Below are 12,731 nucleotides of genomic sequence, written 5' to 3'. Positions count from 1 at the left end.
AAACACGCCTGTTTTCTTGATCTATTCTTCCTCTCTGTAAACCAGAATGCAGGGATAGAGTTATTAAACACTCATTCTTTACGGTACTTCTGTTGCTGCTACAGTCGTTTTCTGTCATCGGTCAGGCCAAAACTTTGACGAGACGTCACGTAGTTGAGTTTGAACAGGATGCAAGTTTTCTAAAACAGAACTTTTCTATAAGGCTTGAACAGCCTACATTGTCGGACGATCTTTCAAACATTGCCGACATAAACGGCTATACAGAACAGGATTGGCTATTCGAAATAAAACGACACAAGCCTTTCTATTTCAGAGTGAAAACTACCCTCACCGGGTCGATTTCGTGGCAATTTCTTTACGCCACTCACCTGCTCGTTGATTGCGAACTGAAACTGAAAACCAGAAGTGCACCTCTGTACTCCAGTCCTTATTCATGGATACCCATTACAGAAGCAGCTATCACTGCCGTTTGGCTTATAAAAAGCTACTGGAACCCAGCCTCAACGCTGTTTAAACCAGTTGTACGACATTCGGCATATATATTAACACAGGTGGATTACCTGTTTGCAACCATCACCATGATGTTTGGCTCCAGACATGACCAACCACAAGACCAGTCATCAAAATCATCCACCCAGACAGCCCCGCAGACAACCAGCCACCGCATACATTCTTTCACCAGCACCCTGAATACTGACTATGGCGACGGTAACAAAGACCCCCTACGGCATTTACACTCTATGGGCTTAAATTGCTACATCTTTCCCTGTTTTGGCGTTTGTCTGTTACGACAATCATCCGATAGCAGAGGTTACGCTGAAAGGTCTCTGAATGACGGTGAAAGTTCTCTGAATTACACAGGAGAAACAGCCGAACGAAACGCACTCCATCATTTGGCAAATAGATACAGATTAAGTTACATGAGCCAACTTGATCCTCTACTCCAGGCCCATGGCATGGGTGGCAACCCGGCCAATAACTGCAACCCTGCAGGTGGGGTCGCCTCAAACTCAATGAGTTCAGAACCTGTCGATACCACTGACGCTGTCGGGCAACTCACCTGTGATGTGGCCGTGGTAAAGAAGGATGGACAGCTGCAGCCATGTGGGACGATCTGCAAGAACTCTCGATCACTGTCATCTCATAAAAGCAGCATCCACAGCGGGCAAAGAACTTGTGAGGTGACCGTAGTCGGAAAGAATGGCCAGCTGCGACCATGTGGGAAAGTCTGCAAAAATAAGCGAGCCCTGTGGGACCACAAAGGCAACCTCCATACCGGGCAAAAGACCTGTGCCATGATAGTGGTCGGAGAGGATAACCAGCCAAGACCCTGCGGGAAAGTCTGCAATAGTGCCAGAAATCTGTCGTATCACAAGAGAGACTCACACTGCGAAAAAAAAATCTGTGACCTGACTGTGGTCGGCAAGAATGGCCAGCTACGGCCATGCGGGAAGATCTGCAAGAATAATCAATATTTGCAGATTCACAAAAAATGCATTCATAGTGGACAACAAACCTGTGACGAAGTTGTGGTCAGCAAAGATGGCAAACCGCAGCCATGCGGTAAAGTCTGCAGGAATGCCAAAACTCTGTTGGTTCACAAAAGAAGCACTCACAGCGGACAACAAACCTGTGACGCAACCGTGATCGGGGAGGATGGTCAACCGCAGCCATGTGGCAAGCTCTGCAAGAGTATACAAGCCCTTTCGGATCACAAAAACAGAAATCACTGCAAGCAAGCAACCTGCAACGTAACCGTGATCGGGGAGAATAACCAGAAGCAACCATGCGGCAAAGTCTGCAAGAATACTCGTGTCCTGTCGTCTCACAAAAGCAGGGTCCACACCGGGCAAAAAACCTGTGGCGAGAGTCTGTTTGGGGAAGGTGGCCTGCCGAAGCCATGTGGAATAGTCTTTCTGAATGCTCAAGCCCTTTCGACACACAAAAGAAAAGAACACAGCGGTCAGCAAATCTGTGACAAAACAGTGATCGGGAAAGATGGCCTGCCGCAGCCATGCGAAAAGATCTGCAAGAATGCTCACGCCCTGTCAAGCCACAAAAGAATACATCGAAAACGTAAGCCTGTTGATATAAACCGGGATGATGACTTCACTCCTCAAGAAGACAGAGCTATTTGCAGCGATTTTTTGACCGGTGATGCCTTGGGTTTTTAACAGAAAATTTTCAAAAGAAAAACACACTTATTTTCTTGATCTATCCTTCCTCTCTGTGTATCTGAACGCGAGGATAGAATTATTAAACACTCACTCTTTTTAGCGAAAATTCGACAGGCCTCGCAGGAGTCACGCCGGGACAAAGCTCATACCCTCTTTCGGCTAACCAATACTGCTATGGTTGCATGAGGTATTTTGAATCTGAAGATGCTCCAGCTTCCCAAGAAAAATCGCTTCTTGAACTATTGAATGGCACAGTAGAATCCCGATCAGGATCTTTAATACACCCCTTACAAGGCAGGCCATTTCGCAGCAACTTTTTGCCCGTTGCAACCTCTGGCTTTCAACAGAAGTTTATTAACAGAAAAACCCCCTTACTTTATTGATCTATCCTTCCTCCCTGTATACCAGAATACAGGGATAGAATTATTAAACACTCACTCTTTTGGGCACCACTGTTGCTACTACTGTCGTTATCCGTCGCCTGTCAGGCTGAACTGATAACAAAACATTTTATTATCGGGCTTGAACAGGATTCAGCTTATACAGGCAAGTGCTTTTCTATAAAGCATAACCTGCATGTACTGCCGGGCAAGCTGTCAGACATTGCCGGAACAAAAGGCTATGCAGAATCAGAATTACCGTCTTATAACAAACGACACAGTTCATTCAGTTACGGGTTAAAAAGGACCAACATAGAGTCAATTTCCTTGCAGTTGCTTTACGCCACTTATCTGCTGGTAGCCTTCGAACTCAACCTGACCACCAGAGAAGCCCCTCCGGGTTCTACCCCTTATTCATGGCTACCGATACAAGCGGTTGTCGCCGCCGGTTGGCTTTTACAAAACTATTGGAGCGACGATTCGCCACTGTTCAGCTCGATTGAGCAACAGGAAGCGAGTCAGAATCACCCTCTTGCGGCCATCACTATGCTGCTTGGCTCTGGACATGACCAATCGCAATACCAGCCATCAAAGTCATCGGGGCAGCAAGCCCCACAACCCATCACAGACACTAAAAACTATTTCACTAATTGCCTGTATTCTGACTCTGGCGGTGGTGACCAGAGCCCTCATCAAGACTCACATAGTTTCGATTTAAATTGTTTCGTCTATCCCTGCAATGGCGTTTGCAGGCTCAGGCCATCACTCGATAGCAGGGTATCCGATGAATCGCCGCTGAATTACAAAAACAGCTTTACAGATCAAGGAGGAGCGACACCCGAACAAAACTCACGCCCTCAATGTACCAATGCTTACTGCCTTGATTGTGTGGGTAATTCTGATTCTGTATACGCTACCAATTGCCAACAAAATCCGCCTGTCGAAACATGGGCTCCCACCCCTGGCATACCACTGCAATGCATTTCTGGCCAACTCCTTCAGCCACAGGCGCACCAGCCAGACTCCCAGGGCATGAGCAGCAACCCGACCGACAGCTGCAACCATGCAAACTCGAGTACAGGGACTACCTATATTGACCATACCGATACACTCAATGATGATGTGTCAATGCATGAGCATTTGCCTATCAACACTGATGATTGGGTGATAGTCAACGCTCTGCTGAATCTGGGCAAGCGCATTCTTCTCGAAAGAAACGAAATTCCATTTACACTTACCCCTCCCCCAATGGGGACTTCAGAAACACAACAAACGACAACAGAATCATACCAATTGGGTCAAAGCCCACCTCGCCATTCCCGGACAGATCAGGCGCAAACTACAGATCACAGCAAACAAAGAACCTGTAACCTGAGCCTAGCTGGGAAAGAAGACCAACAACGGCCATGCGGAGCAATCTGCAAGAATGCCAGAGCCCTCTCGTCTCACAAAAGCAAATACCATACAGGACAAAAAACCTGTCCAGTGACGGTGATTGGTGAGGATGGTCAGCAGCGACCATGCGGATCAGTCTGCAGGAATGCTCGAGCCCTGTCATGTCACAAGAGCAAAATCCACTCCGGGGAACAAGTCTGTGACCTGACCGTGGTCGGGGTGGATGGCCAGCAGCAGCTATGCGGCAGAGTCTGTAAAAACTCTCAAATTTTTTCGGCTCACAAAAGCAGATACCACACCCTAAAAAAGACCTGTCAAGTGACCGTGATTGGTGAGGATGGTCAGCAGCGACCATGCGGATCAGTCTGCAGGAATGCTCGAGCCCTGTCATGTCACAAGAGCAAAATCCACTCCGGTGAACAAGTCTGTGACCTGACCGTGGTCGGGGAGGATGGCCAGCAGCGACCATGCGGATCAGTCTGTAGCAATGCTCGAGCCCTGTCGTCTCACAAGAGCAAAATCCACTCCAGGGAACAAGTCTGTGACCTGACCGTGGTCGGGGAGGATGGCCAGCAGCAGCTATGCGGCAGAGTCTGTAAAAACTCTCAAGTTTTTTCGTCTCACAAAAGCAAATACCACAGCGGGCAACAAACTTGTGATGTGACCGTGTATGGACAGGATGGTCAGCAACGGCCATGCGGGAAGCTCTGCAAACATTCTCGAGCCCTGTCATCTCACAAAAGCAAAAACCACCGCGGGCAACAGATTTGTGACATAACAGTAGTCGAGGAGTATGGTCATCAGCGGCCATGCGGGAAGGTCTGCAAGAGCTCTCAATCCCTTTCAGATCACAAAATCAGACAACACAGCGGGCAACAAGCCTGTGACGTGACCGTGGTCGAGGAAGATGGCCAGCCGCAGCCATGCGGGATAGTCTGCAAGAATGCCAAAGCCCTGTCATATCACAAAAGCAGAAACCACTCTGGGCAGAAAACCTGCGAGGTTTCGGTGGTCAAAGAGGATGGCCAACAGCAACCATGTGGGGCGGTTTGCAAAAGTGCTAAAGCCCTGTCATCTCACAAAATCAAACACCATCTCAAGCAACCAGCCTGTGACGAAACAGTGTTTGGAGAGAATGGCCAGGAGCAACCATGCGGGAAGATCTGCAAAAATCCCAGTGCTCTGTCGGATCATAGAAGAAGACACCATACCGGGCAACAAGTCTGCGACGCAACCGTGGTCGGAGAAGATGGTCAGACGCTGCCATGCGGGCAAGTCTGCAAAAATATCAGATCCCTTTCGGATCACAAAAGCAGAAACCATACCGGACAAAAAACCTGTAGCATAATCATGGTCGGGGGGGATGGTCAGCAGCAACAATGCGGGAAGACCTGCAAGAATGCCAGTGCCCTGTCGGATCACAAAAAAAGGGACCATGCCAGGCAAAAAACCTGTGCAGAGACCACAGTCGGGAAGGACGGTCAGCCGCGCCCATGCGGGAAGGTCTGCAAGAGTGCTCAAGCCTTGTCGGAGCACAAAAGAGTACATCGAAAACGCAAGCTTGTTAGTTTGGACCAAGGTGTCCCCTGATCTGGCACCTGTCCCTTCATGAGTTTTTTTCCGGTGCAGCTTTGGTTTTTTAACAGAAGGTTTTTAACAGAAAAACACGCTTACTTTCTTGACCTATCCTTCCTCTCTGTAAACCAGAACACAAGGATAGAATTATTAGACACTCATTCTTTTCGTTACCACTGTTGGTGCTGTCGTTGTTTGTCGTCTGTCAGGCCGAGCCTTTGACAGGACCTTTTATTGTTGAGTTTGAGCAGGATGCAGGTCCTCAAAGCCGGAGCTGTTCTATAAAGCGTGCCCAGCATACATTGTCCGACAATCCGTCAGACACTGCTGACAATCAACACAGACCCCCTGGTTACGGGGTAGATACGACCCCTGTTGAGTCGAGTTCCTGGCAACTATTTTACGCCAATCATCTGCTGTCTGGTTACGAACTGATCCTGACTATCAGAGGCGCCTCTGCGCGCTCCACCCCGTGTTCATGGATACCTGTCGAAGTGGTTATCGCTTTCAGCTGGCTTTTAAAAAGCTATTGCCGTCCCCACTCAACACTGTTTAACCTGATTGAACTAAAAGAGGCACCGCAAGAAGCGAGTCAAAATAACCCGTTTGCGATCATCACTGCGCTGTTTGGCTCCGAGCGTAACCAACAACAACACCCACCATCAGAACCATCCGGCCTACAGGCCTCACAAGCCACCCCCTCTCTTGCAAGTTCTATAATTCGCCCTCTGTACTCTGCCTCTGGCCGGGGTAACCGGAGCCCTCAGCAATACTTTCATACTTTGGATTTAAATTGTTTTGTCTACCCCTGTCATGGTGTTTGCGGATTCCGACCCTCACCCAACAGCACAGAGCCCAGTGAATGGCCACCGAATTCCGAGGACGGTTCGTCAGATCACGCAGGAGTTAAGCCCGGTCAAAAAACACCTCCCCATTCTGCCAATGGATACAGCCCTGGTTATTCGGATCATTCTGGTTTTGTAAACGCTAAAGATTTCCAAGAAATCCGACCTTTCGAAATACGGATTAATCCCCCTGACATTCATCTCCAGTGTGATTCTGGCCAACCTTCTGAGCAACAGGCTGATCAGCATCAGCTCCATGGTCTTGATGGCAACCTGAATGGCTGCAACCCTGGATGTTCAATGAGTGCTGAAGTGGCAAATACTGCCCCTATGGAGCCAGTCAATGATGATATCCCAATGCGCAGACATTTACCTATCACTGCTGATGATTTGGTTATAGTTAACGGTTTACTCAAGCTACGTGGCCAGAATCTTCTCGGAGAAACCGGGATTTCCTTCACGTCTACCCATTCAGAAACACAACACATAACCACTGAATCATCCCAATCGGCTCAGAGCCAACCTGATCTTTTCCAGACAGAAGCAATACAAGCCACAGACAACAGCGGGCAAAACATCTGTCATGTGACCATGATCGGAAAGAATGACCGAATGCGATCATGCCGGAAGTCCTGCAAAAGTGATCAGGCCCAGACGGATCACAAAAGAACAGACGACACGAGACAACGAATCTGTCAAGAGACTGTGCCCGGGAAATCTGGCCAGCAGCGACCATGTAGAACTGTCTGCAAAAACGCCAACGCTCTGTCATCTCACAAAAACAGATACCACAAGGGACAACAAACCTGCAAAGTGAACGTGATCAATGAGAATGGCCAGCAGCAATCATGCGGGAAGGTTTGCAAGAATAACCGTGCCCTGGGTGATCACAAAAGCAGAGACCACAGCGGGCAGCAAGTCTGTGAGGTAATAGAGCCCGGGCAGGATGGCCAGCAGCAGCCATGCGGAATGATTTGCAAGAATGCCAAAGCCCTGTCATGTCACAAAAGCAGAGGGCATAGCGGGCAAAAAACCTGTGACCGGACTGTAATCGGGGATGATGGCCAGCCTCGGCCATGCGGGAAGCTCTGCAAAAATGCTCAGGCCCTGTCGACTCATAAAAGTAGATTCCACTCCGGGCAAAAAATCTGTGACGTAACCGTAGTTGGGGAAGATGGCCAGCTGCGACCATGCGGAATCATCTTTAAGAATGCTCCATCTATGTCGTCTCATAAAAGCAAGGTCCACAGCGGGCAAAAAACCTGTGACGCGATCGTGGTCGGGGAGGACACCAAGCTGCGGCCATGCGGAGAGTTCTTCAAGAATGCCCAAGACCTGTCATCTCACAAAAGAAGAGACCACACAGGGCAACAAGCCTGTGATGAGACCGTGGCCGTGATGTATGATCAGCAGCGGCGATGCGGAAAGATCTGCCTGAATGCTCACGCCTTGTCGGTGCACAAAAGACTTCATCGAAAACGCAAGCGTATGGATACGGGCCTGAACGACTAGTCTGGCAAGCTTTCATGAGATTTTTCCAGATGCGACTTTTGCTTTTCAAGAGAGGCTTTTTGCCAGAAAAACACCCTTATTTTCATGTTCTATCCTTTTTCTCTGTAAACCAGAATGCAAGGATAGAATTATCAAACACATAGTCCCGGCTGCACTGCTATTGCTGTCGTTGTCTGTCGTCTGCCAGGCCAGACCCTGGGCAGGACGTTTTATTGTTAAGCCTGAACAGGATGCAGCTTCTCCAAACCATAATTTTTCTATAAAACTTGACCGGCGCAGATTGTCGCTCACCCCCTCAGATATTGGCAACACTGACGGCTGCGCAGAAGCGGGTATGCCACCTGATAACAAACGACAAAAGATTTATAGTTACGAGATACAAAAGACTCTTATTGAGTTGATTTCGTGGCAATGGCTATACGCAACAAAGCTGTTGGTTGCTTATGAACTGATCTTGACCAACAAAGACAAGCCCCTGGGCCCGACCCTTTATCAGGCTGTCACAAAAATACTCATCTGCTCCGGGTTGAGAAAGGGTTACTGGAGTTTTGCGACACCTTCTTATTCCTGGATACCTCTGGAAGCAACTATCGCTGTCGGTTGGCTCTTAAAAAGCCTTTGGAACTCTGATTCACCGCTGTTTAACCCGATTGTACAAAGGGAAGCGAGCCAAAATCGCCCGTTTGCGATCACCATTATTATGTCTGGCCCTGAACATAACCCGGCACAATATCAGCATCAGTCATCAGAATCTTCTGGTGAGCAAGCCCCACAAGTTACCACCCACCCTAAAGGCTCTTTCACGAGTTTCCTACACTCTGGCGAGGGTAAAGGAGATCCTCAGCAACACTCACACACGTTAGGTTTGAATTGTTTCCTCCATCCTTGCCATGGCGTTTGTCAATTTCGACCATCATTCGATAGCAATGAACACGCTGAATGGCCGCCAAATCCCTTAGACCATTCGACAGGTCAAACAGGACAAAACTCACACGCCTGTTTGGCTAATGGTCCCAGCTTGAGCTGCAGAAGTCATGTTCATTCTATAATCGCCAGACATTTAATGAATGCAGGGGCAGCAAATAATGACCCTGCCGGACCAGTCAATTCTAATGTACCAATGTCGGGGCATTTGCCTGTCACCGCTGATGACATTGTTATAATCGATGGGTTACTCAGTATGCGTCGTAAAATACGAGCCAGAGACCAGAGCAGACTACCAACCTGTGACGTGACCCTGGTCATGGAAGATGGCCTGCAGCGGCCATGCGGGCATGTCTGTAAAAATGCTCAAGCCCTGTCATCTCACAAAAGCAAATACCACACCGGCGAAAAGACCTGTGACGCGACCCTGGTCCTTGAAGACGGCCATCAGCAACCATGTGGAAAGGTCTGCAAGAATGCTCAAGTCCTGATGAATCACAAAGGCAGATTCCACACCGGCAAACAAACCTGTGACAAAAAAGTGATCGACAAGGATGGTCAGCAACGACCATGCGGAAGAATCTGCAAGAATGCTCGAGTCCTGTCATCTCACAAAAGCAGATACCATACAGGGCAACAAACCTGTGCAGAGACCATAGTCGGGAAGGATGGACAGCCGCGCCCATGCGGGAAGGTCTGCAAGAGTGCTCAAGCCTTGTCGGATCACAAAAGAGGAGACCACAGCGAGCAAAAAATCTGTAACCTGTCAGTGATCGGAGAAAATGGCCAGCAGCCATGCGGGGCGGTTTGCAAAAGTTCCAAAGCCCTGTCAGATCACAGAAGAAAATACCACACCGGGCAAAGAACCTGTGAAGTGATCGTGATCAGTGAGAATGGCCAGCAGCAATCATGCGGGAAGATCTGCAACAATGCTCTGGAACTTTCGAATCACAAAAGAGTACACCGAAAACGCAAGCCTGTGAATGTGAAACAGGGCGATTAATCCCTTGTCTGGCACCCTTTCATGGTTTTTTCCGAGTGCTACTGTCGCTGACTGTCGTCTGTCAGGCCAAACCGTGGACAGGACGCTTTAATGTCGAGCTTGAACAGGGTGCAGGTTCTCCAAGCGACACTTTCTCTATAAAATTTGACCGGGGCACATTGTCGGGCAACCCTTCAGATATTAGCGTCACCAACGACCACAATGAATCAGGTTTTCTACCTGATAAAAAACGACGAAAACATTGCATTTACACACTGAAGACGCCCCTTATTGATTCTACTTTTTGGCAATTACTTTACAACTTTCATCTTCTGATTGTTTACCAGCTAATCCTGATCAACAAAGACGCCTCTTCAGGCACCACTCAATATTCATGGCTAGCAGCAGAAGCGGTTGCATTTTTCAGTTGGCTTTTAATGAGTTCAGGGACAGCCTTTACAGAAGCTCTTATCGGGTTACTCAGCGATGATGCGTCAATACCCGGGAATGATTGCCTTGTTCCCGAAGGAACACCAGCTAAAGGAGCTACTCACTGCCAACAAACCTTGTCCGGGCAAGAAATAATACACGACAAAAATCTAATAATATGCAATATCACCGTGACCAGAAGGGATCGCCAGAAGCAGCTAAGTGGTGCAGTCTGCAAGAATGTTCAATCTCTGTGTACTCACAAAAACAAACTCCACAGCGGAGAAAAAACCTGTAAGGTGACAGTGTTCACAGAAGAATTCATGGAAAACGCAAGCCTGTTGATGTGGATCTGGACAATAACCTCGATCCTTAATATGTTCGGCAAAGGTCTGACCAATACGCAGCGACTTTTTGCCCGGTGTAGCCTTTGGTTTTAGTAAAGGGTTTATGAACAGAATATCTTTGGCAGAAAAGCATGCTGATTCTCTTGATCTATCCTTCCTCTCTGTAAACCAGAAAGCAAGGATAGAATTATCAAACACTCACCTTTTGCGGTAGTGATGTTTTTACTTCTGACGTTGTCTCTCCCCTGTCAGGCTGAACTCCGGACAAGATGTTTTATTGTCGAGTTTGAACAGGATACTGGTTCTCCAGATCAGGGCTTTTACATAAAACAAGACCAGCACACATTGTCAGAAAACCCGTCAGACATTATCTGTACTTCAGACCATTCAGGATTTGATTCGCCCCCTGATGATATACCTCAAAAATCTTGCAGTTATGGAGTTAAAACAACCATCATTAATGTGATTTCGTGGCAATGGCTTTATACCACTCATCTGCTGGCGGTTAACCAACTTATCCTGACCACCAGAGACGCTCCTCTGTTCTCCAATCCTTATTCATGGTTACCTCCAGAAGCAATTATAGTTTTCTGTTGGCTTTTAAAAAGCTACTGGAACCCCAATTCACCGATGTTTAACCCGATTGAACCAAAAGTGGCTCAGCAAGAGGCGAATCAGAATCAACCGTTTGCGACCATCAATGCAATGTTTGGCTACGGAAATAACCAACAACAATGCCAGCCATCAGCATCATCCGGTCAGCAATTCCAGAAAGCCTCCAATCACCTTACAGGCTCTTTCAACAGTCTCGTGAATATTGACTATCGCGGCGGTAACGGAGGCCCTCAAGAACAGTCACACACCCTGGGTTTAAATTGTTTCATCTATCCCTGTCGTGGCGTTTGCAGATTTCGACCATTATCTTTCAGCAGTGAGCCCACTGAATGGACATTGAGTACCGAAGAAAGTTCGAAAGGACAAAGCTCATGCACCCATTTGGTGAATGAATGCCGTTTTAATTGTATAGGTGATTTTGATCTTGCAGGCGCAACATATTTCCAACAAAAACCACCTATCGAAACATGGATTGATCCCACTGCCATTCATCTCCAATATAATTCTGGCCAACCAGTTGAGCTTAAGCCGCATAACGTGTACGACAACGTTATAGACGGGGTTGCCTCAGACGGGGTTGCCTCAGAAGGAATGGCCCCGGACTACAAAAGCGAATATCACAGCGAGCAACCAACCTGCAAAGTTACAGTGGTCCGTGAGGATGGTCAGCAGCGGCCATGCGGGATGGTCTGCAAGAATATTCAAGCCCTGGTGAATCACAAAAGAAGAGCCCACACCGGGCCAAAAGCCTGTTATATGACCCTGGTTGGAGAGGATGGCCAGCGGCAACCATGCGGGCAAGTCTGCAAGAATGCTCTATCGCTATCCGTTCACGAAAGCAAAGTACACTCCGGGCAAAAGACCTGTGACGCAAGAGTCATCGGAGTGAATGGCCAGAAGCACCTCTGCGGGAGGGTCTGTAAGAATGCTGGAGCCCTGTCGGATCACAAAATAAGATACCACAGCGGGCAACAAACCTGTGACGTGAGAATGGTCGGGGAAGATGGTCAGCAGCGGCTATGTGGGAAGATCTGCAAGAGTCTTAAGACCCTGTCAGATCACAAAAGAGCAGCTCACGGCAGGCAACAAATCTGCGACGAAATAATGATCAGGGAGGATGGCCGACTGCAGCCATGCGAGGCGATCTGCAAGGGCTCCAAAGCTCTGTCTGATCACAAAAAAAGATACCATAGCGGACAACAAACCTGTGACACAGCCCTGATTGGGGAAGATGGCCAGCAATGGCCATGCGGGAAAGTCTGCAAGAATATTTGTACCCTGACGTATCACAAGAAAACAGCTCACAGCAAGCAATAAACCTGTGACGTAAAAATACTCGCAGAGGATGGTCAGCTGCGTCCATGCAGGGAGGTCTGCCAGCTTTCTATGGACCCCTCGAATCACAGAAGAATACATCGAAAGCACAAGCCTGTTGATGAACGCCGGGAGGATGACTCCACTCCACAAAAAGGTAAATGAATAAGTGGTATGGATATGATACCCATCATTTATGAAGGAGGCACAAAAACACACTTATTTTCTTGATCTAT

General features: G+C 48.2%; 6 protein-coding genes. All 6 read left to right on the top strand.

All coding sequences use genetic code 11. The features are described 5' to 3' along the window. The first annotated feature begins 134 nt into the window (after positions 1 to 134). The 6 genes from ACOJUN_RS12995 to ACOJUN_RS12970 all read left to right on the top strand — a co-directional run bounded on the left by ACOJUN_RS12995 (position 135) and on the right by ACOJUN_RS12970 (position 12,498). Positions 135 to 2,174: a hypothetical protein gene (locus tag ACOJUN_RS12995; RefSeq protein WP_422137017.1), complete on the top strand. Its 2,040-nt coding sequence runs from the start codon at positions 135 to 137 to the stop codon at positions 2,172 to 2,174. Positions 2,175 to 2,632: 458 nt separating this feature from the next. Then, a complete protein-coding gene (locus ACOJUN_RS12990; RefSeq protein WP_422137016.1) occupies positions 2,633 to 5,542 on the top strand; it encodes a hypothetical protein in 2,910 nt (969 codons plus the stop codon). A gap of 176 nt (positions 5,543 to 5,718) precedes the next feature. Next, positions 5,719 to 7,884 (top strand): hypothetical protein, encoded by a 2,166-nt coding sequence (locus tag ACOJUN_RS12985; protein WP_422137015.1) that lies wholly within the window; start codon positions 5,719 to 5,721, stop codon positions 7,882 to 7,884. 169 nt (positions 7,885 to 8,053) lie between these two features. Further along, positions 8,054 to 9,811, top strand: a complete 1,758-nt coding sequence (locus ACOJUN_RS12980) for a hypothetical protein (RefSeq protein ID WP_422137014.1) — start codon at positions 8,054 to 8,056, stop codon at positions 9,809 to 9,811. 35 nt (positions 9,812 to 9,846) lie between these two features. Beyond that, entirely contained in the window at positions 9,847 to 10,659 is an 813-nt protein-coding gene (locus ACOJUN_RS12975; protein WP_422137013.1) for a hypothetical protein, read from the top strand. A 123-nt stretch (positions 10,660 to 10,782) separates the two neighbouring features. Next, the gene (locus tag ACOJUN_RS12970; protein WP_422137012.1) at positions 10,783 to 12,498 is read left to right on the top strand and encodes a hypothetical protein; all 1,716 of its coding nucleotides are present in this window, start codon (positions 10,783 to 10,785) and stop codon (positions 12,496 to 12,498) included. Positions 12,499 to 12,731: the final 233 nt, after the last annotated feature.

Origin of the sequence: Endozoicomonas sp. ALD040 (assembly GCF_049275945.1) — a bacterium.
GTDB lineage: Bacteria > Pseudomonadota > Gammaproteobacteria > Pseudomonadales > Endozoicomonadaceae > Endozoicomonas_A.
Note: the sequence above shows the minus strand (reverse complement) of the source record. Positions and strands in the feature narration are given on the sequence as shown.

Excerpts from the sequence above, each read along its gene's own strand:
- ACOJUN_RS12970 (WP_422137012.1), top strand. The coding sequence starts at position 10,783 with ATGTTTTTACTTCTGACGTTGTCTCTCCCCTGTCAGGCTGAACTCCGG.